The 26,169-nt window shown below is 73.6% G+C and carries 27 protein-coding genes; 12 read left to right on the plus strand and 15 right to left on the minus strand.

All coding sequences use genetic code 11. The features are described 5' to 3' along the window. Positions 1 to 33 precede the first annotated feature (33 nt). A complete protein-coding gene (locus tag IF06_RS0109695; protein ID WP_013285364.1) occupies positions 34 to 354 on the plus strand; it encodes a DMT family transporter in 321 nt (106 codons plus the stop codon). A 12-nt stretch (positions 355 to 366) separates the two neighbouring features. Here the strand turns inward: IF06_RS0109695 and IF06_RS0109700 are convergent, their stop codons facing one another. Further along, positions 367 to 909: a DinB family protein gene (locus IF06_RS0109700; protein WP_084588802.1), complete on the minus strand. Its 543-nt coding sequence runs from the start codon at positions 907 to 909 to the stop codon at positions 367 to 369. A 466-nt stretch (positions 910 to 1,375) separates the two neighbouring features. Here IF06_RS0109700 and IF06_RS0109705 point away from each other — a divergent pair, with 466 nt between their 5' ends. Together IF06_RS0109705 and IF06_RS0109710 are read left to right on the plus strand one after the other, a co-directional pair. Continuing rightward, entirely contained in the window at positions 1,376 to 2,746 is a 1,371-nt protein-coding gene (locus IF06_RS0109705; RefSeq protein WP_036310563.1) for an MFS transporter, read from the plus strand. A gap of 23 nt (positions 2,747 to 2,769) precedes the next feature. After that, positions 2,770 to 3,303 carry a GNAT family N-acetyltransferase gene (locus tag IF06_RS0109710; RefSeq protein ID WP_013285361.1) on the plus strand — a complete coding sequence of 178 codons (534 nt, stop codon included), beginning with the start codon at positions 2,770 to 2,772 and terminating at the stop codon, positions 3,301 to 3,303. 1 nt (position 3,304) lies between these two features. Here IF06_RS0109710 and IF06_RS0109715 read toward each other — a convergent pair whose 3' ends face one another. From IF06_RS0109715 to IF06_RS0109735, 5 genes are read right to left on the minus strand one after another with little or no spacing between them, the layout of a single operon-like run. After that, positions 3,305 to 3,562 (minus strand): UBP-type zinc finger domain-containing protein, encoded by a 258-nt coding sequence (locus tag IF06_RS0109715; protein ID WP_013285360.1) that lies wholly within the window; start codon positions 3,560 to 3,562, stop codon positions 3,305 to 3,307. Further along, positions 3,559 to 5,139 (minus strand): Na+/H+ antiporter, encoded by a 1,581-nt coding sequence (locus IF06_RS0109720; RefSeq protein WP_030270360.1) that lies wholly within the window; start codon positions 5,137 to 5,139, stop codon positions 3,559 to 3,561. The genes IF06_RS0109715 and IF06_RS0109720 overlap by 4 nt, the downstream gene beginning before the upstream one ends. A 37-nt stretch (positions 5,140 to 5,176) precedes the next feature. Continuing rightward, positions 5,177 to 6,151 (minus strand): TIGR03885 family FMN-dependent LLM class oxidoreductase, encoded by a 975-nt coding sequence (locus IF06_RS0109725; RefSeq protein WP_255368079.1) that lies wholly within the window; start codon positions 6,149 to 6,151, stop codon positions 5,177 to 5,179. A 32-nt stretch (positions 6,152 to 6,183) separates the two neighbouring features. Continuing rightward, entirely contained in the window at positions 6,184 to 7,596 is a 1,413-nt protein-coding gene (locus IF06_RS0109730; protein ID WP_013474804.1) for an NADP-dependent succinic semialdehyde dehydrogenase, read from the minus strand. Between the two features lie 12 nt (positions 7,597 to 7,608). Beyond that, on the minus strand, positions 7,609 to 7,872 hold the full coding sequence (locus IF06_RS0109735) for a DUF6343 family protein (protein ID WP_013285356.1): 264 nt from the start codon (positions 7,870 to 7,872) through the stop codon (positions 7,609 to 7,611). A 164-nt stretch (positions 7,873 to 8,036) separates the two neighbouring features. On the opposite strand from IF06_RS0109735, the gene IF06_RS0109740 reads away from it, so the two are divergent. Continuing rightward, positions 8,037 to 8,630: an antibiotic biosynthesis monooxygenase gene (locus IF06_RS0109740; protein WP_013285355.1), complete on the plus strand. Its 594-nt coding sequence runs from the start codon at positions 8,037 to 8,039 to the stop codon at positions 8,628 to 8,630. 99 nt (positions 8,631 to 8,729) lie between these two features. Then, complete coding sequence (locus IF06_RS0109745; protein ID WP_030270362.1) at positions 8,730 to 9,584, plus strand: GDSL-type esterase/lipase family protein; 855 nt, start codon at positions 8,730 to 8,732, stop codon at positions 9,582 to 9,584. Here the strand turns inward: IF06_RS0109745 and IF06_RS0109750 are convergent. The 3 genes from IF06_RS0109750 to IF06_RS0109760 form a co-directional block, all read right to left on the minus strand. Continuing rightward, on the minus strand, positions 9,561 to 10,295 hold the full coding sequence (locus IF06_RS0109750; protein ID WP_030270365.1) for an EcsC family protein: 735 nt from the start codon (positions 10,293 to 10,295) through the stop codon (positions 9,561 to 9,563). The two genes, IF06_RS0109745 and IF06_RS0109750, sit on opposite strands and share 24 nt — an antisense overlap. Before the next feature lie 39 nt (positions 10,296 to 10,334). Beyond that, the gene (locus IF06_RS33900) at positions 10,335 to 10,481 is read right to left on the minus strand and encodes a hypothetical protein (protein ID WP_013285352.1); all 147 of its coding nucleotides are present in this window, start codon (positions 10,479 to 10,481) and stop codon (positions 10,335 to 10,337) included. A gap of 94 nt (positions 10,482 to 10,575) precedes the next feature. Then, on the minus strand, positions 10,576 to 11,427 hold the full coding sequence (locus IF06_RS0109760) for a hypothetical protein (protein ID WP_030270367.1): 852 nt from the start codon (positions 11,425 to 11,427) through the stop codon (positions 10,576 to 10,578). Positions 11,428 to 11,820: 393 nt separating this feature from the next. Between IF06_RS0109760 and IF06_RS0109765 the strand changes: the two genes are divergently transcribed. Genes IF06_RS0109765 through IF06_RS0109775 form a run of 3 tightly spaced genes read left to right on the plus strand, consistent with a single transcriptional unit; the run spans position 11,821 to position 13,916 of the window. After that, positions 11,821 to 12,741 carry a proteasome assembly chaperone family protein gene (locus IF06_RS0109765; protein ID WP_030270369.1) on the plus strand — a complete coding sequence of 307 codons (921 nt, stop codon included), beginning with the start codon at positions 11,821 to 11,823 and terminating at the stop codon, positions 12,739 to 12,741. A 37-nt stretch (positions 12,742 to 12,778) separates the two neighbouring features. Beyond that, a complete protein-coding gene (locus tag IF06_RS0109770; RefSeq protein WP_030270372.1) occupies positions 12,779 to 13,576 on the plus strand; it encodes an exodeoxyribonuclease III in 798 nt (265 codons plus the stop codon). Between the two features lie 25 nt (positions 13,577 to 13,601). Further along, complete coding sequence (locus IF06_RS0109775; protein ID WP_030270374.1) at positions 13,602 to 13,916, plus strand: antibiotic biosynthesis monooxygenase family protein; 315 nt, start codon at positions 13,602 to 13,604, stop codon at positions 13,914 to 13,916. 153 nt (positions 13,917 to 14,069) lie between these two features. Here IF06_RS0109775 and IF06_RS32045 read toward each other — a convergent pair whose 3' ends face one another. After that, positions 14,070 to 14,729 carry a class F sortase gene (locus IF06_RS32045; RefSeq protein ID WP_030270376.1) on the minus strand — a complete coding sequence of 220 codons (660 nt, stop codon included), beginning with the start codon at positions 14,727 to 14,729 and terminating at the stop codon, positions 14,070 to 14,072. A 359-nt stretch (positions 14,730 to 15,088) separates the two neighbouring features. After that, positions 15,089 to 15,670, minus strand: a complete 582-nt coding sequence (locus IF06_RS0109785; protein ID WP_030270381.1) for a hypothetical protein — start codon at positions 15,668 to 15,670, stop codon at positions 15,089 to 15,091. 143 nt (positions 15,671 to 15,813) lie between these two features. Here IF06_RS0109785 and trmB point away from each other — a divergent pair, with 143 nt between their 5' ends. Beyond that, the gene (trmB, locus tag IF06_RS0109790) at positions 15,814 to 16,440 is read left to right on the plus strand and encodes a tRNA (guanosine(46)-N7)-methyltransferase TrmB (RefSeq protein WP_221489093.1); all 627 of its coding nucleotides are present in this window, start codon (positions 15,814 to 15,816) and stop codon (positions 16,438 to 16,440) included. A gap of 47 nt (positions 16,441 to 16,487) precedes the next feature. After that, positions 16,488 to 18,992, plus strand: coding sequence for a DEAD/DEAH box helicase (locus IF06_RS0109795; protein ID WP_030270385.1), 2,505 nt, complete (start codon positions 16,488 to 16,490; stop codon positions 18,990 to 18,992). Between the two features lie 66 nt (positions 18,993 to 19,058). Here IF06_RS0109795 and IF06_RS0109800 read toward each other — a convergent pair whose 3' ends face one another. Continuing rightward, positions 19,059 to 20,702 carry a hypothetical protein gene (locus IF06_RS0109800; RefSeq protein ID WP_030270387.1) on the minus strand — a complete coding sequence of 548 codons (1,644 nt, stop codon included), beginning with the start codon at positions 20,700 to 20,702 and terminating at the stop codon, positions 19,059 to 19,061. 186 nt (positions 20,703 to 20,888) lie between these two features. On the opposite strand from IF06_RS0109800, the gene IF06_RS0109805 reads away from it, so the two are divergent. Then, complete coding sequence (locus tag IF06_RS0109805; RefSeq protein WP_013285342.1) at positions 20,889 to 21,536, plus strand: hypothetical protein; 648 nt, start codon at positions 20,889 to 20,891, stop codon at positions 21,534 to 21,536. 331 nt (positions 21,537 to 21,867) lie between these two features. Then, positions 21,868 to 23,127 (plus strand): Nramp family divalent metal transporter, encoded by a 1,260-nt coding sequence (locus IF06_RS0109810; RefSeq protein WP_030270388.1) that lies wholly within the window; start codon positions 21,868 to 21,870, stop codon positions 23,125 to 23,127. A 55-nt stretch (positions 23,128 to 23,182) separates the two neighbouring features. Here IF06_RS0109810 and IF06_RS0109815 read toward each other — a convergent pair whose 3' ends face one another. Genes IF06_RS0109815 through IF06_RS0109825 form a run of 3 tightly spaced genes read right to left on the minus strand, consistent with a single transcriptional unit; the run spans position 23,183 to position 26,063 of the window. Next, positions 23,183 to 24,127 carry an ABC transporter substrate-binding protein gene (locus tag IF06_RS0109815; RefSeq protein ID WP_013285340.1) on the minus strand — a complete coding sequence of 315 codons (945 nt, stop codon included), beginning with the start codon at positions 24,125 to 24,127 and terminating at the stop codon, positions 23,183 to 23,185. Between the two features lie 32 nt (positions 24,128 to 24,159). Then, complete coding sequence (locus IF06_RS0109820) at positions 24,160 to 25,032, minus strand: ABC transporter ATP-binding protein (protein WP_030270390.1); 873 nt, start codon at positions 25,030 to 25,032, stop codon at positions 24,160 to 24,162. Next, positions 25,029 to 26,063 (minus strand): FecCD family ABC transporter permease, encoded by a 1,035-nt coding sequence (locus IF06_RS0109825; RefSeq protein ID WP_232236645.1) that lies wholly within the window; start codon positions 26,061 to 26,063, stop codon positions 25,029 to 25,031. Before IF06_RS0109825 ends, IF06_RS0109820 begins: the two co-directional genes overlap by 4 nt. Between the last annotated feature and the right edge of the window lie 106 nt (positions 26,064 to 26,169).

The raw sequence follows: 26,169 nt of genomic DNA on the forward strand, positions 1-26,169 counted from the left end.
AGGCGCCATCGCAGGACCGGGTACGGTCCTGCGATGGCGTACCTGTTCCTGCTCGGCGCGATCACCGCCGAGGTGATCGGCACCAGCCTGCTCAAGGCCACCGACGGCTTCACCCGGCTCTGGCCCACTGTCGGCCTCGCCGTGGCGTACCTGTCCGCGTTCGGCCTGCTCTCGCTCGCAGTGAAGGACATCCCGGTCGGCGTCGCGTACGCGGTCTGGTCCGGCCTCGGCACCGCCGCCATCATGGCGATCGGCGCGGCGTTCCTCGGTGAGCCGCTGAGCGTGACGAAGGTGGTCGGGGCGGGACTCGTCATCGCCGGGGTGGTGGTGCTCAACCTCGGCGGCGCGCACTGAGCGCGGCCCGGCTCAGGCCGCCCGCCCTGCCGCCCGCATAAGCCGGAGCTGCCCGATCTCGGCCACGTTCTTCATCAGCTCGGCGTTCACCCACGCGGCCAGGTCCGCGACGGTGAGCCCGGCGTCGGCGGGCCAGGGGTACGCGGACGGCCGGTCCAGGCCGGCCTCGGTCAGCCCGTCCAGCGTGTCCGTCCACTCCGACCGCAGCTCCCGCAGCCACGCCACAGTCTCCGCGCCCGGTCCGGGCCAGCGGATGTCGTCGCGCTCCCGCGCCGGCCGCTGCCGCACGTGGTCGGCCGCCACCGACCACCACCAGCCGATGTGCCAGGTCAGCCACGCGATCGTGGGCACCGGGACCGGGTCCGGCTCGGTGTCGGCCCAGTCGGCACGCCACCCGCCGGCCGGGTCCTGGCGCATGGTCCAGCACAGCGCGGCCGGTTCCCAGAGGAAATCACCCGGCTCCAGCCGGTCGAGGTGGTACTCGGCGAGCGCCCAGGTCAGGTCGAACTGCCGGCGCAGCAGGGCGGTCACGGAGGCGGTCACGGAGGCGGGCACCGCGCGATCGTGGCACGGTCCGCGCCCCCGGTCGACCGGTTAACGCGCCCGCCCGGAAGCGGCGTGTCGCGCCGGAACAGAAGGGTTGTCCCTCCGGCGTTATGCCTCTCGGTCATATTTATGACTGAGAGGCATAACGCTCGGAAGCTCATCCTTTCCGCGAGGAGCTGCCGGCCGCGATTGTCACAGCCACGCCGGGCCGAGCGCCGTTTCGGTGCCGCCACGTCACCCGGCCGGCCGAGAATCGGGTGTGGGCGGCAATGCCAGCCGGTGGCCGCCACGCACTCGCCGACACGGTCCGTCCGATGCTCGGCGACGGCGGTTTCACCGACTGGACCGCACGGCTGCTCGGCGTCGCAACATGCCTCCCGAGCCCTCGGGTGTGACAGGGGTCGCCGGTTCCGGGACGCCGCGACAGCTGGCCCACGCCTAGCGTCGATCGCATGGCCCTGGCCGGACGCCGCTGATGGGACGCGTCTCGCCGCTCCCGCCGCCCGGGCCGCTGCGCACGCTCGCGTACGCCACGCTGGTGAACACCGTCGGCGCGGGGCTGTGGCTGGCGGGCGGTGCGCTCTACCTGGCCCGGGACGTGGGCCTCTCCGCCACCTCGGTGGGCGCCGGGCTCACAGTCGCGGGGCTGGTCGGGCTGAGCGCCAGCGTGCCGCTGGGCGCGCTGGCCGACAGGTGGGATCCGCGTACGCTCCGGGCCGTCCTCCAGGTGGGTCAGGCGGTCGCCGCGCTGGCGTACCTGCTGGTCGGTTCGTTTCCGGCGTTCCTGGCGGTGGCGGTGCCGGAGGCGCTGCTCGCGGCCGGCAACCTGGCGGTACGGGCGGCGCTCGTCGCGGCGGTGGGCGGCCCGGACGGCCGGGTGCACGCGTTCGCGACACTAAGGGCGGTGGCGAACCTGGGCATCACCGTCGGTACCGCGCTGGCCGGGATCGCGCTCGCCGTGGACACGCACCGGGCGTATCAGGTGCTGATCGTCGGCAACGCGGCCACGTACCTGCTCTCGGCGGCGCTGCTGCTGCGCCTGCCGCCGATCGCCGCCGCGCAGCCGATCGCCGCCGCGCGGCCGGCCGCCGCCGCGCGGCCGGCCGCCGCCGCGCACGGGGAGTCAGCCGGCACGCAGGGAGCAGCCGACGCGGGCCGGGCCGCGGTGTCGGAGGCGACGGCCGGGCCGCCGACCACTACCCGCACGCGCCGGGCGCGCGGTGGGCCGCTGCGGGACGGGCGGTTCCTCGCGGTCAGCGGCGTCTCGGCGGTGCTCAGCACGCACGTGACGGTGCTCGTGCTCGTCGTGCCGCTGTGGACTGTGGACCGGGCCGGCGCGCCGCCACCCGTGGTGTCGGCGGTTCTGCTCGCGAACACGGTCCTCACCGTGCTGCTCGCGGTCCGGCTGAGCCGGGGCGCCGAGCGGGCCGCGCCGGCCGCCCGGAAGCTGCGCCGGGCCGGGCTGGTGCTCGCGGCGGCCACACCGTTGTACGCGGCGACGGCCGTCCTGCCGGTGCTCCCCGCGGTCGTCCTGCTGCTCGTCGCCACTGCGGTGTGGACGGTCGGCGACCTGTGGCACGGCGCGGCCGGCGCGGGCCTCGCCTACGACCTGGCCCCGCCCGGCGCGATCGGCGCCTACCAGGGTGCGGACGGCCTGCTCGCCGGGCTGGCCCAGGCGCTCGGCCGAGGGCTGCTCACGCTGCTGGTGCTCGGTGGCGGTCCGGTCGGCTGGCTGGTGCTCGGCGGGATCCTCGCCGCCGCCGGGCTGGCCGCCCCGGCTCTGGCCCGCCGGGCGATCGCGAACCGGCCGGCGCCGGAGGCACGGGCCGCCGGTGTGCCCGGGTGAGCCGCGTGTAGCAGCATGGCGGGATGACCGACCAGCAGAGCATCACCATCCGTCCGGGTGGGCCCGGCGACGCGCCCACGCTGCTGCGGCTGCTCGACAGCGCCACCGCATGGCTGACCGAACTCGGGCGTACCGACCAGTGGGGCACCGAGCCGGCGTCGATCGACCCGCGCCGCGTCGCCCAGGCCGAGGCGTGGGCCGCCGGCGACGGCCTGTACCTCGCCGAGATCGACGGGACGGTGGCGGGCGCGCTGGTGGTGGGCGCGGCGACCGAGTACGTGCCGCCCGCCACCGAGCCGGAGCTGTACGTGAACCTGCTGGTCACCGACCGGGCGTACGCCGGGCGCGGGGTCGGGGCGCGGTTGCTGGCGTACGCGGCGGAGCTGGCCCGCGAGCGCGGCGTCGGCCTGCTGCGGGTGGACTGCTTCCGCAGCCCCGACCGGGCGCTCGTGCGGTTCTACGAGAGCTGCGGGTTCACCGCCACCGAGCCGTTCACGGTGGAGCGGCCGGGCCGCCCGACGTGGACCGGGCAGGTGCTGGAGCGCCGGGTCGGCTGAGTCAGCCGATCTCCTCGTCCACGAAGCACCAGCGCCACGACTCCCCCGGCTGGACCGACCGCATCACCGGGTGGCCGCTCGACTCGAAGTGCTTCGTGGCGTGCTGGTACGGCGAGGAGTCGCAACAGCCCACGTGCCCGCAGGTCAGGCAGGCGCGCAGATGCACCCAGTCCGGGTTGCCGATCGCCACGCAGTCCGGGCACTCGGTGGTGGTGTCGGGCTCGGCCGTGCCCGCCTCGGCCAGGTGCCGGCAGCTCATTCGACGACCTCCTGTCGCAGCATGGACTCCTCCAGATCCAGATCACGATAGGCGCGGGTGAGCACCTCCTCCGGGATCTGGCCGGAGTCGCGGGCGGCCCGGAACACCTCCCGCTCCGCGTCGATCATCTCCTGCCGCAGGCGCGCGTACGCCTGGGAGGGGGTTTCCCGTTCGGTGCCGCCGAGCCGTTCCCAGGCCAGGTTGGCCCGGGAGGTGGTCAGCCCACGAAGGCGTTCCACCACCGCCGCCGGCGCGCCGGCGGCCAGTTCGTCGAGCCGTTCCCGGGCCGCCCGGCTGGCCCGCTGCTGCACCCCGGCGGCGGACAGCGCGTCCTGCACCGGGTCGTCCGGGGGCAGCCGCAGCCGCCGGGCCACCCAGGGCAGCGTGGCGCCCTGCCCGACCAACGTCGCGACGATCACCGCGAAGGCCAGCCAGATGAGCAGCGCACGCGGGTACGGCGCGTCGTCGGCCAGCGTGAGCGGCAGGCCCAGCGCGGCGGCGAGCGTCACCACGCCCCGCATGCCGGCCCAGCCGATGACGACGGGGAACTGCACCGGCGGCGCCGGGTCGCGCTGCCGGATCCGGGGCACCAGCCGGGCCAGGTAGGTGGCCGGGAACACCCAGACGAACCGGGACAGGAAGACGGCGGCCAGCACCGCGGCGGTGATCGCGGCCAGCGAGCCGAACGGTTCGTCGAGGTCGCGGACCACCTCCGGCAGTTGCAGGCCGACCAGCAGGAACACCAGTCCTTCGAGGAGGAACCGGATCAGCCGCCAGAACGCGGTCACCTGGAGCCGGGAGGCAGCCGACAGCAGCGTGGGCAGCTTGTGCCCGATGCCGAGGCCGGTCACCACCACCGCGACGACGCCGGAGGCGTGGATCTCCTCGGCGGCGAAGACCACGGCGAACGGCACGATCAGCGACAGCGCGTTGTCCAGCACCGGGTCGGTGATGCGCTTGTGCAGATACCCGAAGACCACCACGCCCAGCAGGCCGACCAGGATGCCGCCGCCGGCCGCGACGACCACCTCGCGGGCCACGTCACCGACGCCGACGCCGCCGGTGGTGGCGGTCGCGGCGACGATCGCCACCCGCAGCAGCACCAGCGCGGTGGCGTCGTTGACCAGGCTCTCGCCCTCCAGGATGGTGACGACCCGCCGGGGCAGGCCGACCCGCCGGGCCACCGCGGTGGCGGCGACCGCGTCCGGCGGCGCCACCACCGCGCCGAGCGCCAGGCAGATCGCGTACGGCAGCTCGGGCAGGAACCAGTGCACGACGGTGCCCACCGCGAACGCGGTGAAGACGACCAGTCCGACGGCGAGCAGCAGGATCGGCCGCAGGTTGAGCCGGAACGCCGGCACCGACGTCTCCAGCGCCGCCACGTAGAGCAGCGGCGGCAGGATGCCCACCAGCACCAGGTCCGGGTCCAGCCGCACGTGCGGGAAGAACGGCAGGAAGGACAACGCGAGGCCGAGCACGACCAGCAGGATCGGCGCGAGCAGGCCGAGCCGGCGGGCCAGCGCCGCACCGAAGGTCGCGATGGCCAGGAAGACCACGACCTCGAACAGAGCATCCACGAACGACGAGCCTAAGCGTCGACGGGGTGATGTGTGATCAGGCGGCGGAGCGCAGCTTCGGCAGCACCTCGGCGCCGAACGTGTCGATGAACGCGCGCTGCTCCTGCCCGACGTGGTGCAGCGCGATCTGGTCGAAGCCCAGCGCCACGTACTCCTCCAGCCAGCCGACGTGCCGGCCCAGGTCGGCGGAGACGTTCACGGTCTCGGCGACCTTGGACATCGGCACGTCGGCGCTCGCCACGTCGAAGTGCTCGGGGGTCTCCAGGTCCCAGCAGACCGGCGGCGCGAACACGTTGCTGCGCCACTGCTCGTACGCGATCGCCTCGGCCTGCTCCTGCTCGGGCGCCCAGCTCACGTGCACCTGGAGGTGCAGCGGGCCACGTCCGCCCGCGTCCCGGTAGGCGTCGATCATCTGCCGCAGGTGCTCGACCGGCGCGTTGACGGTGATCAGCCCGTCGGCCCACTCGGCGCACCAGCGCGCGGTGGCGATGCTCACGGCGGCGCCGACCAGTGCGGGCGGCTCCTCCGGCCGGGTCCACAGCTTCGCCCGGTCCACCGTGACGAGGCCGTCGTGGCTGACCTCCTCGCCTGCGAGCAGCGCCCGGATCACGTCGACGCACTCGCGCAGCCGGGCGCTGCGGATGTCCTTGCGCGGCCAGACCTCGCCGGTGATGTGCTCGTTCGCCGCCTCGCCGGTGCCCAGCGCGGCCCAGAACCGGCCCGGGTACATGGCGCCGAGCGTGCCGATGGCCTGCGCGATGATCGCCGGGTGGTAGCGCTGGCCGGGAGCGTTCACCACGCCGAAGGACAGGTTCGTGGCCTGGAGCGCGGCGCCGAGCCAGGACCAGGCGAACCCGGACTGGCCCTGTCGCTCGCTCCACGGCGAGAAGTGGTCGGAGCACATGGCCGCGTCGAAGCCGGCGCGTTCGGCGTGGATCACCGCCTCCAGCAGCCGGGCCGGGTGGATCTGCTCGTGGGATGCGTGGAAGCCGAACGCCGTCATGGTCGCCACTCCTACCCGTGACGGCGTCCGGCCAATCGCGTCTACTCGGAGTGCGCCCCGGCGCCCGCGCCGGCCTCGCCCTCGCCGATCCACACGGTCTTGGTGTTGCAGAACTCGCGCATGCCGGCGGCGGACAGCTCGCGGCCGTACCCGGAGTTCTTCACGCCGCCGAACGGCAGCTCCGGATAGGACGTGGTCATGCCGTTGACGAACACGTTGCCGGCGTCCAGGTCGACGGCGAAGCGCTCCTGCTCGGCCGGGTCGTTCGTCCAGGCGTTGGAGCCGAGGCCGAAGCTGGTGCCGTTGGCGACCTCGATCGCCTCGTCGTACGAGCCGACCCGGTAGAGCCCGGCGACCGGCCCGAACACCTCCTCGGACCACATCCGCATCTCCGGGCGCAGGTCGGTGACCACCGTCGGCGGGTAGTACCAGCCGTCCCCGGCCGGCTTCTCACCGCCGCAGAGCACGGTCGCGCCCTGGTCCACCGCGTCGGTGACCTGCGCGTGCACCTCGTCGCGACCGCGCTCGCTGGCCAGCGGGCCGACGTCGGTGCCGTCGTCCATCGGGTCGCCGACGCGCAGCGCCGCCATCCGGGCGGCGAACTTCTCGGCGAACGCGTCGAACACGTCGGTGTGCACGATGAACCGCTTCGCGGCGATGCAGGACTGCCCGTTGTTCTGGCAGCGGGCGGTGGTGGCGACCTCGGCTGCGGTGTCCAGGTCGGCCGAGGGCATCACCACGAACGGGTCGCTGCCGCCCAGCTCCAGCACCGTCTTCTTGATCTCCCGGCCGGCGATCTGGGCGATGGACCGCCCGGCCGGCTCGCTGCCGGTGAGCGTGGCGGCGCGCACGCGGGGGTCGCTGAGGATCCGGTCGACCGCGTCGGAGCCGACCAGCAGCGTGGTGAACGCGCCCTCGGGGAAACCGGCCCGGCGGAACAGGTCCTCCAGGTAGAGCGCGGTCTGCGGCACGTTCGAGGCGTGCTTGAGCAGGCCGGTGTTGCCCGCCATCAGGGCCGGGGCGGCGAACCGCATCACCTGCCACAGCGGGAAGTTCCACGGCATCACCGCGAGCACCGGACCGATCGGCTGGTACCGCACGTACGCCCGCTTCGCCTTGACCGCGGCGGCGTCGGCCGGCTCGTCCGCGAGCATCCGGGGCGCGTTCCCGGCGTAGAAGCGGCAGGCGGTGGCGCACTTGGTGACCTCCGCCTTCGCGGCGGCGTACGTCTTGCCCATCTCGGTGGTCATCAGCCGGGCCGTCTCGTCGCGCTCGGCGTCGAGCAGGTCGGCGGCGGCGAGGAGCCACCGGGCCCGCTGCGCGATCGTGGTGCCGCGCAACTGCCGGAAGGCGAGGTCGGCCCGCTCGATCGCGGCGTCGATCTGCTCGTCCGACATCGCCTCGTACGTCTTGAGCACCTGTCCGGTGGCGGGATTGGTGGTGGCGATGGGCATGTCGTACTCCTGTCACTCGAACAGCGAGTGCCGCACGCCCGGCTCCTCCCGGCGGCGCGCGGCGCGGCGGCGCTGGATCACGACCAGGTCGACCACCGCCACCACGGCGAGCAGCGCGCAGACGACACCCAGCCAGGCGATGTCCGCGGCGAACGCGAGCACCGCGAAGACGGTCATCACGACCAGACCGAACGTGGCGAGCGCGAGCCGCAGGTTCAGGGCGCTGTTCGCGTGGCCGACCGTGCCGCGGGCACGGCGAGGCTGTGATCGGGTCATTCCTGGGGCCTACCCCGGCACGGGCGGGGATAACCGGCCGGCGCGGGAACACCGGTGATCCGGGACACCCGGCGGGCGGTCGCCGGATGCGCCCGGCGGGCGGGTGCGTTACTTCGGGGTGCCGGTTTCCGGCGGAGATCCCGCGGAACGGTGGAGAGGATGGCATGACCACGACTCAGGCCGTACCCGTGACCGTCGCCGTGTCCCGGCGCGCCGACCCGGCGCGTACCGACGAGGTGGTGGCGTGGATGCGGGCCGGGACGGCGCTGGCGGAGAGCTTCCCGGGCTTCCTCGGCGCCGGTTTCGTCCGCAGCGCCCCCGGGTCCGGCGAGTGGCACGTGATGTACCGCTTCGCCGACGCGGACACCCTGCGCGACTGGGAGGACTCGCCGCAGCGGCGCTGGTGGCTCAGCTCGGCGCAGGGCATCGTCGAGCACACCCGGGTGGAGCGGCGCACCGGCATCGAGGGCTGGTTCGCCCCGCCGGTTGACCACGTGGTCGAGACGTTCGGCGAGCCGGAACCGGCCGCGCCGCCGCGCTGGAAGCAGGCGGTCACGATCTGGCTGGCGTTCTTCCCGCTCAGCCTGGCCGCCACGCTGCTGACCACCCGGTTCCTCGCCGGCGTGCCGCTGGCCGGGCGGACGCTGCTGATGACGCTCGTGCTCACCCCGCTGATGACCTACCTGGTGCTGCCCCGGATCACCCGGGCGCTGCACCGGTGGCTGCACGGCCGGCCTGCGCCGACACGACAGATGTGAACGACAGTGGTCGATGCCCGATAGCCGACAGAACCGCCACCGGCTCTCCGCCGGGGCATAGGGTCGACGCGCCCGTTGCCGCCGCCGGACGGGGGACCGATGAGACGCTGGATCGCCGCGCTGGCCTGCCTGGCGGCGCTCGTCGCGCTCGCCTGTGACGGCTCCGGCGAGGCGTCACCCCGGCCCTCCGGCACACCCGCCCCCGGCGAACCCCGGGTGCTGGTCGCGCTCGGCGACTCGGTCAGCACCGGCTACGGCTCCTGCCTGGTGCTGGTGAGCTGCGAACGCAACTCCTGGTCGACCGGGGACGGCCTGCGGGTGGAGAGCCTCTACCGGCGGCTGCGCGCCGACGCGCCGGGGCTGCGGGCGTACAACCGGGCCGTGCCCGGGGCCCGCGCGGCCGCGCTGACCGGCCAGGCCCGGTCGGCGGTACGCGACAGGGCCGACCTGGTCACCGTGCTGATCGGCGCGAACGACGCCTGCCGGGGCGACGTCGACGACATGACGCCGGTCGCCACCTTCCGCGACCAGGTCGACGCGGCGCTGGGCGTGCTGCGCGAGGGCCGGCCGAAGGCCCGGGTGCTGGTGGTCAGCATCCCGGACCTGTACCGGCTCTGGCAGATCGGGCACACCGAGCCCCGCGCCGTGCGGGCCTGGTCGCGGGGCGTATGCCCGTCGCTGCTGGCCGACGCCACGTCGACAGCGCCCGCCGCTGCCGCCCGCCGGGCCCGCGTCAGGGACCGGATCGAGGCGTACGACGGGCAACTGCGCGCCGCCTGCCGGGCGTACGGGTCACGCTGCCGGTGGGACGGCGGCGCGGTGCACCGCCATCGCTTCGACCTGGACCAGGTCAACGCGCTCGACTGGTTCCACCCGAACGCGACCGGGCAGGGCCGGCTGGCCGAGGTGGCCTGGAACGCCTCCGGCTGGTCAGGGCTGACGCGGGCCCGGTAGCTGCCGGGGGCCGGCGGCGCGGTAGAGGGCGCGCGTACGGTCGGCCAGTTCCTTGGTGGCCGACGAGTTGGCCCAGGTGCCGAGCACGATCGCCGCGCCCGGCACGACCTTGGCGAACATCCGCTTGGCGGCACGCACCCCGGCCATCCGGGCCAGCCGGACCCCGAGCTGGAGCATCACCCGGCCCAGCGCCCGGTCACCGGCGGAGCCGAACAGCGCACCGGCCCGCTCCCGGCCGGCGGCCACGCCCAGCGCGAGACGGGCCGTCTCGGCGACCTTGTGCACCCGCTGGAGCACCAGCAGGTCGGTGGCCCGGTCCGGGTGCGCCGGGTCGACGCCGTAGGCGGCCGCGACGTGCAGCACCAGCCGGGCCTGGGTCCAGGCCAGCACGCCCACGTCGATCACCGCGCCGGGCAGCCCGGCCGCGCCGGACACCGCACCGGAGAGCCGGGCGTGGTTGACGAACTTGCGTACCGCCTGGTCGGCCAAGTGCTCCGGCGGGGCGGCCGGTCGCAGCGCCCGCTCCCGGGCGGCCCACTGGGCGGCCTCCGGGCCGAGCCGACGTACCGCCTCCAGGGCCAGGTGCTCCGGCGCGTACTGCGGGTCGTCCCGCATCCGGTCCCACAGCTTGGCCGGTGGTGCCTCGGGCGCCTCCACCGGCGGGACGGGGGCGGCGGGGGGCTCCCCGTCGACGGGGGCGGGGTCGGTCACGAAGGGCTCCGGAGGCTCGTGCGGCGGGGGTGACGCGGGTCAGCGCCGGCGCGACTGCAGCCGGTTCGCGATCTGCCGCAGCCGGGCCTGGTTCTCCGGCTTCGACATCTCACGCCGGCCGCGGTCGACCAGCTGCTGGCCCCGCGGCGACCGCAGGAAGGCGGTGATCCGTTGCATCAGCGACATGAGGGTCCTCCCGTCCTGCGGTCCCCTTCATGTGTACCTGGGACCGGCAAGCCCTTGATACCCGAATCGGCCCTTCGGCAACCACCCGTCCTGGTCAGCCCAGGATCTCGGCCACCACTTCGCCGGCCCGCCACTCGTGCTGGGCGTACGCGTCCGGGAACGCCGAGATCTGCACGGCCTGGGCGGCCACGGAGAGCGGCAGGCTCTGCCAGCCGGGGATCTCCGCCAGCGCGGACAGGAACGCCTTCGTCGCGTACTCCGGGTCCATGAGCTGCTCGACGGTGCCCCAGCCGCTGCTGGGGCGCTGCTGGAACAGCCCGACCGAGTCGTGGTCCCAGCCGATGGCCTGGTGCGGGTAGTTCTGCGACTCGGGCAGCACGCCGCTGGCGTAGTTGAGCAGGGTGCTCTCCTGCATGGCGGTCGCCACCGCGATGACGAGGGCGCGGCGCGGCATGCCCATCTCCTTGCCGGCCTGCACGATCTTCTTCGCGTTGTTCATCTGGGTGCGGTCCAGGCCGGCGACCGGGACGATCTGCCGGACGGTCTTCTTCGGCTTGGGCTTGGCGGTCGCCTTCGGGCTCGCCGTCGCGGACGGGCTGGCGCTGGCGCTGGGGGTGGCGGGGGCGGTGCTCGGCCGGGCCATGGCCCGGGACGCCGGGTCGACCGCGGCACGCTCGGCGGCCTCCGCCGAGGGCGCCGGGTCGGCGGCGCGGTCCGGGGCACCGAAGCCGGCCTGGCTGACGCCGACCAGGCCCAGGCAGCAGGCCGCGCCGGTGGCGACCGCCAGCTTCGTCCGGCCGGGCCGGGGGTTCGTGGGTGCCCAGAAGCGGGTACGCCGGACCAGTCCCCGGAGTGTGGCCAACCGGTTGGTGGAGGGGGTATCGTCCGAACGGTCAGCCGGGCGGCCGGAGCCGAACGGGTCGTCGAGGTTGCCGTCGTTACGCATCCGACGAGGCTAGGCAGGGCAAACCGGGATCACCCAGGCCCAAAGGGTGGCCCTCGCCACACTTTGGCCGTTCCGAAGCGGACGGCCCATCCCAGTGCGACCCGGCGGACCACGGACCTCGGGAACCGGACCAATCACCCGGCCTGCAACCCGCGCAGCGGCCCGGGCAGGAACGCCGCAGACCTCCCGGTCCCGCCCGATGATCGACTAACTCGTCCGTTCGGACGATCCGGATATGGGTCGCCGGACCGGGGCGTAGCCGAATCGTGATCATCATCCGGGCATCGGACGTGGCCGTAACGGAATGGACCACCCGCCCCGGTACGTTGGCCGAACCGGGGACGCCGCACGCTCGGCGCTCCCCCGTACGCGTCGACAGGGAGGACCCCACCGGTGCTCGATCCACACGAGCTCTACGAACTCACCGACGAGCTGCCCGAGCTCGGCCAGCCGGTGCTGATCCAGGCGCTCACCGGCTTCGTCGACGCCGGCAACGCCACCCGGCTGGCCCGGGAACAGCTGCTCACCTCGCTCGACGCCCGGGTCATCGCCCGCTTCGACGTGGACCAGATCTTCGACTACCGCTCCCGCCGCCCGGTGATGACCTTCGTCGAGGACCACTGGGAGTCCTACGACGCCCCGGCGCTGGAGCTGCACCTGCTGCACGACGACGACGAGACCCCGTTCCTGCTGCTCACCGGCCCCGAGCCGGATCTTCAGTGGGAGCGTTTCGTGGCCGCCGTCGCCGGGCTCAGCGCCCGCCTCGACGTCCGGCTCACAGTCGGGCTCAACTCGATCCCGATGGCGGTGCCGCACACCCGGCCCAGCGGCGTCACCGCGCACGCCACCCGCAAGGAACTGATCGCCGGGCACGAGCCGTGGCTGCAGAAGGTGCAGGTGCCGGCCGGCGTCGGTCACCTGCTGGAGTACCGCCTCGGCGAGCAGGGGCGCGACGCCCTCGGCTTCGCCGCGCACGTGCCGCACTACGTGGCCCAGGCCGAGTACCCGGCCGCCGCCGAGGCACTGCTGTCCGCCGTGTCCCGCAGCACCGGCCTGCTGCTGCCCGTCAAGGCGCTGCGGACCGCCGCCGAGGCGGTCCGGGTGGAGATCGACCGCCAGGTCACCCAGACCGAGGAGGCGGCGACGCTGGTCCAGGCGCTGGAGGAGCAGTACGACACGTTCGCCCGCGGCCGGGGCGAGAAGAGCCTGCTCGCCGGCGAGACCGGGCCGCTGCCCACCGCCGACGAACTCGGCGCCGAGCTGGAACGCTTCCTCGCCGAGCAGACCCGACCCGGCGACACCCCGGAGCGCTGACCGGGCGGGGCGGGCGGGGATGCGGCAGGCTGGGGGCATGCGCCTGGCGACCTGGAACGTCAACTCGGTGAAGGCCCGCCTGCCCCGGCTGCTCGACTGGCTGGCCACCACGAAGCCCGACGTCGTGTGCCTGCAGGAGACCAAGTGCCCCGACGGGGCGTTCCCGGTCGCCGAGGTGGGCGAGCTGGGCTACGAGGTGGCCAGCCACAGCGACGGGCGGTGGAACGGCGTCGCCGTGCTGTCCCGGGTCGGGCTGGCCGACGTGACTGTCGGCTTCCCGGGCGAGCCCGGGTTCCCCGAGCCCGAGGCCCGCGCCATCTCGGCCACCTGCGACGAGCTGCGGGTCTGGTCGGTGTACGTGCCGAACGGCCGCGCGCCGGACGACCCGCACTACGCGTACAAGCTGGCCTGGTTCGCGGCGCTGCGCGACGCCCTCGAACCGGAGGTGGCCGGCGCGCTGCCGGTGGCCGTCTGCGGTGACTTCAACGTGGCGCCCACCGACGCCGACGTCTGGGATCCCGCGCTGTTCGTCACCTCCACCCACGTCACCCCGGCCGAGCGGGCCGCGCTGGCCGCGTTGCGTGACCTGGGACTGGAGGACGTGGTGCCGACGCCGATGAAGGGGCCGCACCCGTTCACGTACTGGGACTACCGGGCCGGGATGTTCCACCAGAACAAGGGCATGCGGATCGACCTGGTGTACGCGAGCGCCTCGTTCGCCCGCGCGGTCCGCTCCGCGTACGTGGACCGGGAGGCCCGCAAGGGCAAGGGCCCCTCCGACCACGCCCCGATCGTGGTCGACGCGGACCTGACACCGGCCGTCGAGACGTTCTGAGGGCAGCGCTCGTTAGGGTGGACACATGGCTGTCGTGAAGATCAACGCGATCGACGTCCCGTCCGGCGCCGGCGAGGAGCTGGAGAAGCGGTTCGCGGCCCGGGCCGGCGCGGTGGAGAACTCCCCCGGTTTCCTCGGCTTCGAGCTGCTGCGCCCGGTCGCCGGGGACACCCGCTACTTCGTGTACACGCGCTGGGAGACCGAGGAGGCGTACCAGGCGTGGGCGCAGGGCCCGTCGCGGGCCGCGCACGCCGAGGGCGGCGAACCCCGCAAGCCCGTCGCCACCGGCGCCACCCTGCTGGAGTTCGAGGTCGTCCAGCAGGTCCCCGCCAAACCCTGACCCGCCCTCCCCCGGCCCACCCGGCCCGCCGGGCCCGCCCGGCCCCCGGCCCTCCCCGTCGATCATGAAGTTGACGGCGTTCGCGGTCCGAATTGTCGCCGCCAACCTCATGATCGTCGGAGTGAGGGCGGGAGCGAGAGCGTCGGGCAGCGGTCAGCTCGCCAGGGACGCGAAGACGATCACGTTGTCCTGGTAGCCGGTACGGCCGCCGACCCACTCGCCGCCGCACGTGATCAGGCGCAGCTCGGCCGGACCCGAGTCGCCGTAGACCCGGGCGGCGGGCAGGTTCGCCTTGTCGAAGTACTCGACGCTGTCCACCTTGAAGGTCGCCACGCTGCGGTCGGCGCGGGTCACCTGGATCCGGGCGCCGGGCTTGAGCGAGCGCAGCCGGTAGAAGACGGCCGGCCCGCTCTTGGTGTCGACGTGACCCACGATGATCGCCCGGCCCGGGTCGCCGGGCACCGCTCCCCTGTCGTACCAGCCGGTCTGGTCGTGCTCGGTCAGCGGCGGCACGTCCACCGAGCCGTCCTTCGCCTGCCCGACCGGGGTGACCGGCGCGTTGACCTTGATGGCCGGCACCGCCAGGCGTACCGGCCGACTCGCCGGCTTCCGGACCGGGGCGGCGGCACTCGCCGGGGCCACCGCGCCCGACCCGTTCGACCGGCTCGACCCGGTGGACGCGTCGGCGAAGTCGAACGGCCCCGCCGTGCGCCCGAGCCCGGCCCCGGTGGCGAACACACCGACCAGCACCAGCACCACTGCCAGCGGCTTCGACCAGGAACCCCGGCCCCGGTCCCGCCCGCCCGGCGACACCGGTGGCGGTTCGACGGGCGGCGGCCCGGCGGGCCGGGGACGCAGGGCCGGCGGATCGGCCGACGGCGGGTACCACGGTCGCGACGCGGCGGGCGGCGGCATCCACGGCCGCGACCCGGAGACCGGCACGGCCGACGACCCGGTCCCGGCGGCCGGCCTCTCCCCCGAGCGCGGGCCGGTCCGGGGCGCGGCGGCCGGGTCAGCCCTGGAGAACCGGGCGACCTCGGCAGGCGGGCCGGCCCGGGACGGGCGGGCGGCGTCGGCCGGTGGCGCGGCGGGCGGGGGCAGTGCCAGGAAGGGCCGGCCGGAGCGCCGTGCTCCGGCGGGCGGCGGAACGAAGTGCTCGGCCATGACCGGCCTCAGCGTCCGGCGGCGCCGCGGGCCTGCCGGCGGGACGCGGCCACGCCGAGCCCGGCGCCGACCACTGTCACCGCCAGCCCGACGGGCACCAGCAGGCCGCCGAGCCCGGGGCCGGCGGTGCCGCCGAATCCGGTCGCCGGACCACGGCTGGGCAGGTGACTGGGCGGGTGGGTCGGCTGCCGGGTGGGCTGCCCCTGCTTGACCACCTGGAGCATGGTGGAGGCGGTCTCCCCACCCGGGCACTCCAGCTTCACGCGGTAGTTGCCGGGCCGGGTGCGCTCGTGGACCATCGGCGAGGCGGTGAGCAGGCCGCGCTGCGGCTGCACCTGGATCCTGCCGAACGCGTCCGAGGTGACGATCGCCGGCACGGTGTTGTTCCGGCAGCTCGCCCGGATGCCGACGAGGTAGCCGGGCGAGACGGTGCCCGGGGTGACCTCCACGAAGATCACGTCGGCCGGGGGCTGTTCCGGCACCGGCTCGGCGGCGCGCGGCGCGGCCTGGGCGGGCAGCGCGCCGACCAGCGGGGCGGCGCACGCGGCGACCGCGACCAGCAGCGCCTCACGTACCCTGAACGACCCCATGACCCCTCCCGGCGTACGGGATGAATCCTCTCACCCCCGGCCGCACATCACATCCGATCCGGGTCGCGTAGGCTCGGGTCGCTGTGACCCTCCCCGACATCGCCGCCGGCCGCATCCGTACCTTCCATCCGCGTCGCGGACGGATGAGCGAGCGGCAGCGCGACGCGCTCACCCGGCTCTGGCCCGCGTACGGCCTCGAGATCGCCGCCCTCGACGGGCCGTGCGATCCGACGGCGCTGTTCGGACGACGGGCGCCGCTGGTGCTGGAGATCGGCTCCGGCATGGGCGACGCCACCGCCGCGATGGCGGCGGCCGACCGGGACCGACACTATCTGGCGGTCGAGGTCCATACGCCGGGAATCGCCAACCTGCTCGACCTGGTGGAACGCCACGGTCTGGACAACGTGCGGGTGGCCGAGGGCGACGCGCTGGACCTGGTCCGCGCCATGCCGGAGGGCTGCCTGGACGCGGTGCACGTCTTCTTCCCGGACCCGTGGCCGAAGACGCGGCACCACAAGCGGCGGATCATCGCGCCGGCACACGTGGCGCTGCTGCGGTCCCGGCTGGCGCCGGGCGGCACGCTGCACTGCGCGACGGACTGGGCCGAGTACGCCGAGTCGATGCGCGAGACGCTCACCGCCGACCCGGAGCTGGTCGACGTGTACGGCGGCTACGCGCCCCGTCCGGCGCACCGGCCGGTGACGAAGTTCGAGCGGCGCGCGCTGACCGCGGGCCGGGAGGTCTTCGACCTGATCCACCGGCGGCGCTGAACCCGGTTGGCGCGGCGTGGTGTGATCCAGGCACGATGGGAGCCGCCATGACTCTCACCGCCGCGCTGCCGAAGACCGCCGATCCCGACACCCTCTACGACGCGTTCGCCTCCTGGGCGTCCGAGCGCGGCCTGGACCTCTATCCCCATCAGGAGGAGGCGGTCATCGAGATCGTCTCCGGCGCGAACGTGATCATGAATACGCCGACCGGCTCGGGCAAGAGCCTGGTGGCGATCGCGGCGCACTTCGCGGCGCTGGCCGACGACCGGACGACCTTCTACACCGCGCCGATCAAGGCGCTGGTCTCGGAGAAGTTCTTCGCGCTCTGCGAGGTCTTCGGCGCGGAGAACGTCGGCATGCTCACCGGCGACGCCAGCGTCAACGCGGACGCGCCGATCATCTGCTGCACCGCGGAGATCCTGGCCAACCTGGCGCTGCGCGAGGGCCGCCGCGCCGACGTCGGCCAGGTGATCATGGACGAGTTCCACTTCTACGCCGAGCCGGACCGCGGCTGGGCCTGGCAGGTGCCGCTGATCGAGCTGCCGCAGGCCCAGTTCGTGCTGATGTCCGCCACGCTCGGCGACACCACCCGCTTCGTCGACGACCTGACCCGGCGCACCGGGCGGCCGACCGCCGTCGTCCGCTCGGCCGAGCGGCCGGTCCCGCTCCTCTTCTCGTACGCGACCACGCCGCTGCACGAGACGCTGGAGGAACTGCTGGAGACCAAGCAGGCCCCGGTGTACGTCGTGCACTTCACCCAGGCCGCCGCGCTGGAACGCGCCCAGGCGCTGATGAGCGTGAACGTCTGCACCCGCGCCGAGAAGGACATGATCGCCCAGGCGATCGGCAACTTCCGGTTCACCTCCGGCTTCGGCAAGACGCTGTCCCGGCTGGTCCGCCACGGCATCGGCGTGCACCACGCCGGCATGCTCCCGAAGTACCGCCGCCTGGTCGAGACGCTCGCCCAGGCCGGCCTGCTCAAGGTCATCTGCGGTACGGACACGCTCGGCGTCGGCATCAACGTGCCGATCCGTACCGTGCTGTTCACCGGCCTGAGCAAGTACGACGGCACCCGCACCCGGCTGCTCAAGGCCCGCGAGTTCCACCAGATCGCCGGCCGGGCCGGGCGGGCCGGGTTCGACACGCTGGGCCGGGTCGTGGTGCAGGCCCCCGAGCACGTGATCGAGAACGAGAAGGCGCTCGCGAAGGCGGGTGACGACCCGAAGAAGCGCCGCAAGGTGGTGAAGAAGAAGCCGCCGGAGGGCTCGATCGGCTGGGGCGAGCCGACGTTCCAGCGGCTGGTCGAGGCCGAGCCGGAACCGCTCACCTCCAGCTTCCAGGTCAGCCACTCGATGCTGCTCAACGTGATCGGCCGCCCCGGCGACGCGTTCGCCTCGATGCGGCACCTGCTCACCGACAACCACGAGGACCCGGCCGCGCAGCGCCGGCACATCCGCCGGGCCATCGCCATCTACCGCGCGCTGCGCGCGGGCGGCGTGGTCGAGGAGCTGCCCGAGCCGGACGAGACCGGCCGCCGGGTACGCCTCACCGTCGACCTCCAGCTCGACTTCGCGCTGAACCAGCCGCTGTCACCGCTGGCGCTGGCCACCGTCGAGCTGCTCGACCGGGAGTCGCCGTCGTACGCGCTCGACGTGCTCAGCGTGATCGAGTCGATCCTGGACGACCCCCGCCAGGTGCTGTCCGCGCAGCAGTTCAAGGCCCGCGGCGAGGCGGTCGCCGCGATGAAGGCCGAGGGCATCGAGTACGAGGCGCGCCTGGAACTGCTCGACGACGTGACCTGGCCCAAGCCGCTGGCGGAGCTGCTGGACTCCGCGTACGAGATGTACCGGCAGGGACACCCCTGGGTGGCCGACCACCAGCTCTCCCCCAAGTCCGTGGTCCGGGACATGTACGAGCGGGCCATGACGTTCCCCGAGTACGTGCAGTTCTACGGGCTGTCCCGGTCCGAGGGGCTGGTGCTGCGCTACCTCGCCGACGCGTACAAGACGCTGCGGCAGACCGTCCCCGAGGACGCGAAGACCGAGGAGCTGGTCGACCTCATCGAGTGGCTGGGCGAGCTGGTCCGCCAGGTCGACTCCAGCCTGATCGACGAGTGGGAGCGGCTGCGCAACCCGTCGGACGTGGCCGAGGTGGCCGCCTCGCTGGACGACCGGCCGCCGGCGGTGACCCGCAACGCGCGGGCGTTCCGGGTGCTGGTGCGCAACGCGATGTTCCGTCGCGTCGAGCTGGCCGCGCTGCGCCGCTGGGACCTGCTCGGCGAGCTGGACGCGGGCGACGGCTGGAACGCCGACGCCTGGGCGGACGCGCTGGAGCCGTACTTCGAGGCGTACGACTCCATCGGTGTGGGGCCGGACGCGCGGGGGCCGGCACTGCTGATGATCGAGCAGGGCCGCGAGCGGTGGACCGTCCGGCAGATCCTGGACGACCCGGACGGCGACCACGACTGGGGCATCAGCGCCGAGATCGACCTGGCCGCCTCGGACGAGACAGGCGCGGCGGTGGTCCGCGTCACCGACGTCGGCCAGTTGTAGCGGCGTCGGCTGACGTACGCCGCGGGGGCGGAACCGGTCCGGTTCCGCCCCCGCGATCGTGTCCGATCAGTCGCGCGGGGCCTGGAACGCCACGCGACGACGACGGAACACGACGAACAGGACCGCGCCGGCCGCGAGCACGGCGGCGCCGACACCGGCGAGCGTGGCCGCCGGCGCACCGGTGATCGGCAGGCCGCCGCCGGTGCCACCGCTGCCGTCTCCGGAGCCACCGGTGCCCGGGCCGCCGTTGCCGACGGCGACGACGATGCGAGCGGTGTTGTTCGCCGGCTTCGACTCGGTCGAGGACGTGGCGCCGTCGACCACGATCGTGCCGTCGGTACCCGGCGTCGACTTGATCTTCAGCTGGACGGTGGGCTTGATCCGGCCGTAGCCGGAGGCCACGCTCGGGAACTCGCTCTCGAAGTTGCACCGCAGCTTCGCCGACTCGGGCAACGTCGTGCCCGGCTGGCCGTCGGTGTAGCACCACTCGCTGGGCAGCAGGACGGTGCCGCTCGGTGCGGTGATGAGGACACCGGGGCCGCCGCCGTCGGACGGGCCGTGGTTGACGACCTCGTAGGTGAGGTCGACGGTCTGGCCGACCGCCCCCTTCACCGGCGCGGCGGTGACGGCGACGTCGAGGCTGTTCTTCTTGCTCCAGAACCGGAAGTCGGCGTAGTTGTCCGACTCGTCGAGCTCGCGCTCCACGACGGACTTGCGGGCCTGGCCCGCCTTGACCGCCTTGGCGTGCAGCTTCTCGGCGGCGGTGGCGAACGACGGGCCGTTGCCCTTGGTCGCCGCGGCCTTCTTCGCCGTCTCCGCCTCACCGGCCAGCGCGGTGCTGAACAGGGCGTAGTTCTCGTCCGGGCCCGGCAGGTTGCGGCCGAACGTGATGTTGAACAGCGACTCGCCCGTCTCGTCGTCGAACAGCAGCAGCCCTTCGCCGGGCTTGAGCGTCAGCGGCACCGTGCAGGTGACCTGGCTCGGCCCGTATACGTACGGCGGACCGCTGGCCTTCGGGTAGTAGCCGACGTAGGTGCAGTCGCTGTACCGCTCGAAGAAGGTGGCGCCGGTGGGCAGGTCGACCCGGACGGTGAAGTCGGTCGCCGGGCTGTCGCCCTCGTTGAGCACACCGCTGTAGAGCGGGACCCGGTCGCCCTCACCGACCGGCTTGGACTTGTCGTTCAGGTCGTCGGCGGCGGCGACCAGATCGGGGCCCGAGGCGCGGATCGTGACCGGGAAGCTGATCGTGTTGTCGCCGGGGTTGGCGTCGTCCTGTGCGCCGGCGATGGTCACGCCGACCGAACCGGCGTCACCGGGGGTCGCACCGGTGCGGCTGGCCAGCGAGAGCGGATAGATGAGATCGGTCTGGCCGGCCACCAGGCCACCGACGGTGCAGGTGACCTTCCCCGCCGCGAGCTTGCAGGAGTCGTTCCAGTCCGGCACCGAGGCGACCACGTCGGACGACAGCTTGCCCAGGTCGAGCGTGACGGTCACCGCCGTCGCGTCGGCCTGGCCGTAGTTGTAGACGTACATCCCGACCGTGGTGCCACTGTTGTCGATCTCCGCGACGGGGTCGCTGCTGAAGGACACGAACAGGTCGGGCAGTTCGTCGGCGGCGTGCGCTGGGGTCGACGGGGCGAAGAGCGCGGTCGTGGCCAGCAGCGCCGCGGCGGCGGCGAGGCGGGGCCATCGGGCCGTGAGGGATCGCATGGGTACTCCGGGAGAGAGGTGTGGAAGAACCGCACTCTAGGGGACGGATCGATCGCGCGGTGTCCCGTCCGGATCGGCGGGCCGTCGGCGAACGGATCGACAATGCCCCTTTCGCACCCTGGGCGATGTCAGACCCGTCGATTAGAATGTATGTACTAATCGAGCTGCTGACCTGGGAGGATGCTCGTGACTGCGCCCACCTCCGCGACCCCTGTCACCCCCTACGCCACCCTCCTCGGATTCACCCGGTACGTCGACCGCACCGGCCCCACCAAGGCCACCTTCGTCGGCGGGCTGCGCCGGCAGCGGGCCAGCCGGCACGGCTTCAACCCGCACGGCCAGTTCGTCAAGGCGCTCAAGGCCGACGTCGCGTTCCACACCGGCGGTACGCACCTCGCGCAGGTCGCCGACCTGGTCAAGCCGCGCTGGCGACCGCTCTACGAGGCGCTCGTGCCGGGCGCGACCCGCTGGCTGCACTCGCTCGGCGAGCCGGCCGGCGTCGACCTGGCCCAGACGCGCGACGCGCTGGCCATGCTGGGCGACCTGCCCGTGAAGATCAACCCGCAGTTCGGCGTCCGGTACGCCGACGGCCGGGCCGAGGCGATCCGGCTGCACTTCGACGAGGCGCCGCCGAGCGAGGAGACGACGCTGGCCACACTGCACCTGATGGCCCGGCACATGGACGCGGTGCTGCCGCACGCCGAGCCGGTCCTGGTCGACGTGCGGCGCGGCGAGGCGCACCGGATGCCCGCCGACGTCAAGCCCGAGCAGATCGAGCAGTGGCTGGCCGGTGAGGCGGCCGCGTTCCGGGCCATCTGGTCCACCGCCGCCTGACCGGCCGCCGCGGCACGCCATCCGGCGCACCGCGACCACGCCGCCGGACCGCGTACCCGGCGGCGACCGCCGCACCGCCCACCTACCGAACGGCCGCCCCGCCACCCGGGGCGGCCGTTCGTCGTCCCGGGCGGTGCGCCGCACGGCGCCCAGCCGGTGGTCGTACAGCGGACGGCATCGTCCCGTGTCTGCTTTCCTCCTCCGGGCTCAGGTTGGTGGCATATACGGGCATCCGTCGGGAACACCCCCGCGTGGCCGCCCTCCCTGACACCCCCCGCCGTTCGCCGTTCGCCATCAGTCGTCCGTCGTTCGCCGTCGTCGAGGAGCAACAGTGGTAACAAACGACTCGTCCGTCGTACCCCCGCTACGGACCGCCCGCGCCCCACGCCCGGTACGTGGCCGTCTGATCCTGCTCGGGCCCGCGTTCGTGGCGGCGGTCGCCTACGTCGACCCCGGCAACTTCGCCACCAACTCCACCGCCGGTGCCCGGTACGGCTACCTGCTGGTCTGGGTGGTCGTGGCGGCGAACCTGGCCGCCATGCTGGTGCAGACGCTCACCGCCAAGCTCGGCCTGGCCACCGGGCGCAGCCTGCCGGAACTGTGCCGGGAACATCTGCCCCGGCCGCTCAACCGGGTCATGTGGGCGCAGGCCGAACTGGTCGCCATGGCCACCGACCTGGCCGAGGTGATCGGCGGGGCGGTCGCGCTGTACCTGCTGTTCGGCGTCCCGCTGCTGCCCGGCGGCCTGATCATCGGCGCCGCCTCGTTCGCCATCCTGGCGCTGCGCGCCAGGGGTTTCCGGACGTTCGAGATCGCCATCGCGGTGCTGCTCGGCGTGATCGTGCTGGCGTTCGCTGTCAACCTGGTCAGCGCGCAACCGGACGTGTCCGACGCCGCGGCCGGGCTGCTGCCTCGGATGCAGGGCACCGACAGCATGCTGCTCGCCGCCGGCATCCTCGGCGCGACGGTGATGCCGCACGTCATCTACGTGCACTCGGCGCTGACCCCGAACCGGCTGCCGGCGGAGGGCGAGACGCAGCGGCGCGTCGTCGCCAAGGGCCTGCGGATCGACGTGCTGATCGCGCTGGGCATCGCCGGCGCGGTCAACCTGGCCATGCTGCTGGTCGCCGCTAGCAGCTTCCACGGCACGTCGATTCCCGGCACCGACACCCTGGAAGGCGTCCACGCCGGGCTCGCCACCACGCTCGGCACGGCGGCGGCGGTCGGCTTCGCGGTCGCCCTGCTCCTGTCCGGGCTCGCCTCCACGAGCGTCGGCACGTACGCCGGCGAGATCATCATGCAGGGCTTCCTGCGCCGCCGGATCCCGCTGCTGGTCCGCCGCATGATCACGCTGCTGCCCGCGCTCGCGGTGCTCGCGATCGGCGTCGACCCGACCCGCGCGCTGGTGCTGTCCCAGGTGGTGCTGAGCTTCGGCATCCCGTTCGCGCTGATCCCGGTGGTGATGTTCACGCGCCGCCGGGACCTGATGGGCAGCCTGGTCAACCGCCGGGCCACCACCGCCGCCGCGGTCGCGATCACGGCGTTCGTGGTGGCGCTCAACGCGTTCCTGCTCTGGCAACTGGCGGCCTGAACACACCCGCGCCCGTCCGGCCGACGACGGCTGGACGGGCGCGGGTGATCGGGGCTCAGGCGGCCAGGTACTTCTCCAGGTCGTCCAGGATCTTGTTGGCGGCGCCCACGCCGATGCCGGTCATCCAGATCTCGTCGGAGACCACGTGCGCCTTGCCGGCCTTGACCGCGGACAGGCCCTTCCACAGCGTGCCGCCGGTGACCTTGGCCTGCTCGGCGGCGGCCTTCTCGCCGTACGCGGTCACGAACACCACGTCGCCGTCGGCCTCGGCGATGCGCTCCGGGCTGACCCGGTCCATCCGCTTGTCCTCCTTGCCGGCGAGCATCTGCCGCTCGGGGCGGCCCAGGCCGGTGTCGCCGACGACGATGCCGGAGAACGAGTCCGGCCCGTACAGGCGGATCTCGGTCGGCATGAAGCGCACGATGGAGACCTTGCGGGACGAGGCGTCGCCGAGCTTCGCGCCGAAGTCCTTCGCCCGCTTCTCGTACTCGGCCAGCAGGTCCTTGGCCTGCTGCTCCTTGCCCAGCGCCGCACCGTCGAGGAGGAAGTTCTCCTTCCAGGTGACGCCCACCTTCTCGGTGAAGACAGTCGGGGCGATCTTGGACAGCTCGTCGTAGAACTTCTCCTGGCGGAACTTGCTGCCCAGGATCAGGTCCGGGTTGAGCGCGTTGATCGCCTCCAGGTCCGGCTCGGTGAGCACGCCGACCTCGGTGATCCCGGCGAGCTTGTCCGCTCCGAAGTAGGTGGGCCAGCTCTTCGCCTCACCGGCGGTCGCCGCGCCGACCGGGGTGACGCCCAGCGACAGCGCGGTATCGATCTTGTCGGTGTCGAGCACGACCACGCGCTTCGGCTCGGCGGGCACCTTCGTGGTGCCCATGGAGTGGGTGATCTCCCGGGTCTCCCCGGTGCCGGTGCCGGCGACGGGGTCGCTCTCCCCGCAGGCGGTGAGGCCGACGCCGAGAGCGAGGGCGGCGGTGAGTGCGACGGCGAGACGACGCATCAGGTTCCTTTCGGTGGTGCGGGTCGGCGCGCTCAGGCGTCGCCGACGGGGGCGCCGGCCGTGGCCGGCGTGACGGCCGGAACGGCCGAGGTCTGGGCGGATCCGGTCTGGGCGGATCCGGTCTGGGTGAGGGCGGGCACCACGAGCGGGGCGCCGCTGACCGGGCAGGGCACGACCACGCAGTCCAGCCCGAACACGTCGCGAACCAGGTCCGCGGTGAGGATCTCGCGCGGCTTGCCGGCGGCCACCACCGCGCCGTCGCGCATGGCGATCAGGTGGTCGGCGTACCTGGCCGCCTGGTTGAGGTCGTGCAGCACGGCCACCACTGTCCGGCCGCGTTCGGCGCGCAGCCGGTGCAGCAGGTCCAGCACCTCGACCTGGTGGGCCAGGTCGAGGAACGTGGTCGGCTCGTCCAGCAGCAGCGCGTCGGTGTCCTGGGCCAGCGTCATGGCGATCCACACCCGCTGGCGCTGCCCGCCGGAGAGCGTGTCCACCGGGCGGTCGGCGAGCGCGCTGACGTCGGCCAGCCGCATGGCCTCCTCGACCGCCCGTCCGTCCTCGGCCGACCACTGCCGCCACCAGCGCTGGTACGGCTGCCGGCCGCGCCCGACCAGGTCGGCCACGGTGATCCCCTCGGGCACCAGCGGGCTCTGCGGCAGGACGCCGAGCCGCCGGGCCACGTCCCGGGTCGGCAGATCGCGGATCGCCGCGCCGTCGAGCAGCACCGCGCCGCGCCGGGGCGTGAGCAGCCGGGCCATCGTGCGCAGCAGCGTCGACTTGCCGCAGGCGTTCGGGCCGACGATCACGGTGAACGTGTCGGCCGGCAGGTCGAGGTCGAGTCCGTCCAGCACGGTGCGGCCCTCGTAGCCGACGACCAGGTCGCGGGTGGACAGCAGCGCGGTCACGACCGCCTCCCTCGGGTGCGCAGCAGCACGAAGATCAGGTACGGCCCGCCGATCGCCGCGGTGAGCACGCCGGCCGGCAGTTGGGTCGGCGCCAGCAGCCGGCGGGCACCGAGGTCGGCGAGGACCAGCAGCAACGCGCCGAGCAGCGCGGCGCACAGCAGCGGCGGGCGCTCGGCGCGGACCAGCCGGCGGGCCACCTGCGGGGCCACCAGCGCCACGAAGTCGACGGCACCGACCTGGGCGGTGACCATGGCGGCGGCCAGCACACCGGTACCGGCCAGCCCCATGCGGCGGGCCACCGGCCGCAGGCCGATCCCGCGCGCGGTGTCGTCGTCGAGCGCGCTGCTGCGCAGCGCCCACCCGGCCCAGAGCAGCACCGGCAGCAGGACCGCGAGCGTGCCGGCGATCCAGGCCGCCTCGCTCCATCCCTTGCCGGCGAGCGTGCCGATGAGCCAGATCTGGGCGCGCAGCCCGTCGATCGGGTCGGCGGTGAGCATGACCACCTCGATCAGCGCCCGGAACGCGAACGCCACCGCCACACCTGCGAGCACGAACCGCTGGGCCGCCAGGCCGTGCCGGGCGCCGAGCGCGAACACCGCCACCGCGGCGGCCAGGCCGCCGAGCAGCGCCGCCGGCGCCACCAGCACCGCCGCCGCGCCGCTGGTCAGCGCGATCGTCGCGGCCAGCCCGGCGCCCTGCGTGACACCGATGACGTCGGGGCTGGCGAGCGGGTTGCGGGCCACGCTCTGGATCAGCGTGCCGGCGACGCCGAAGGCCGCCCCTGCCACCGCCGCGAGGACCGCGCGAGGCAGTCGCAGGTCGCGCACCACGAGGTCGTACGGGGTGCCCGCACCGGAGAGCGACCGCACCACGTCCACCGGGGCGACGTACGGCGTACCCAGCGACAGACTGACCACCACCGCGACGCACAGCAGCACGAACAGCACAGCCGCCACCACAAGGGGCCGCCACCGGAACGGCACCACCACCGCCCCGACCCGCAGCACTCCACGCCCCCGCGGCCGTCGCACCCCACCCCGTTGATCTTGCACTTCCGGCCCCTCGGGTGCCCGAAATGCCCCCTTCGTCGGGGCGGCAAGTGCAAGATCGCGGGAGCCGGGGGTGGGGATGGGAGCG

This window comes from Micromonospora globosa, assembly GCF_000717585.1.
Classification (GTDB): Bacteria; Actinomycetota; Actinomycetes; order Mycobacteriales; family Micromonosporaceae; genus Micromonospora; species Micromonospora aurantiaca.

Bases quoted from the DNA above. Each gene is read 5' to 3' on its own strand.
- IF06_RS0109745 (WP_030270362.1), top strand. From the start codon at position 8,730: ATGAGACGCTGGATCGCCGCGCTGGCCTGCCTGGCGGCGCTCGTCGCG.
- IF06_RS0109775 (WP_030270374.1), top strand. From the start codon at position 13,602: ATGGCTGTCGTGAAGATCAACGCGATCGACGTCCCGTCCGGCGCCGGC.
- IF06_RS0109705 (WP_036310563.1), top strand. From the start codon at position 1,376: ATGGGACGCGTCTCGCCGCTCCCGCCGCCCGGGCCGCTGCGCACGCTC.
- IF06_RS0109760 (WP_030270367.1), bottom strand. From the start codon at position 11,427: ATGCGTAACGACGGCAACCTCGACGACCCGTTCGGCTCCGGCCGCCCG.
- IF06_RS0109800 (WP_030270387.1), bottom strand. From the start codon at position 20,702: ATGCGATCCCTCACGGCCCGATGGCCCCGCCTCGCCGCCGCCGCGGCG.
- IF06_RS0109730 (WP_013474804.1), bottom strand. From the start codon at position 7,596: ATGCCCATCGCCACCACCAATCCCGCCACCGGACAGGTGCTCAAGACG.
- IF06_RS0109770 (WP_030270372.1), top strand. From the start codon at position 12,779: ATGCGCCTGGCGACCTGGAACGTCAACTCGGTGAAGGCCCGCCTGCCC.
- IF06_RS0109710 (WP_013285361.1), top strand. From the start codon at position 2,770: ATGACCGACCAGCAGAGCATCACCATCCGTCCGGGTGGGCCCGGCGAC.
- IF06_RS0109695 (WP_013285364.1), top strand. From the start codon at position 34: ATGGCGTACCTGTTCCTGCTCGGCGCGATCACCGCCGAGGTGATCGGC.
- IF06_RS0109795 (WP_030270385.1), top strand. From the start codon at position 16,488: ATGACTCTCACCGCCGCGCTGCCGAAGACCGCCGATCCCGACACCCTC.
- IF06_RS0109735 (WP_013285356.1), bottom strand. From the start codon at position 7,872: ATGACCCGATCACAGCCTCGCCGTGCCCGCGGCACGGTCGGCCACGCG.
- IF06_RS33900 (WP_013285352.1), bottom strand. From the start codon at position 10,481: ATGTCGCTGATGCAACGGATCACCGCCTTCCTGCGGTCGCCGCGGGGC.
- IF06_RS0109815 (WP_013285340.1), bottom strand. From the start codon at position 24,127: ATGCGTCGTCTCGCCGTCGCACTCACCGCCGCCCTCGCTCTCGGCGTC.
- IF06_RS0109740 (WP_013285355.1), top strand. From the start codon at position 8,037: ATGACCACGACTCAGGCCGTACCCGTGACCGTCGCCGTGTCCCGGCGC.
- IF06_RS0109715 (WP_013285360.1), bottom strand. From the start codon at position 3,562: ATGAGCTGCCGGCACCTGGCCGAGGCGGGCACGGCCGAGCCCGACACC.
- IF06_RS0109785 (WP_030270381.1), bottom strand. From the start codon at position 15,670: ATGGGGTCGTTCAGGGTACGTGAGGCGCTGCTGGTCGCGGTCGCCGCG.
- trmB (WP_221489093.1), top strand. From the start codon at position 15,814: ATGAGCGAGCGGCAGCGCGACGCGCTCACCCGGCTCTGGCCCGCGTAC.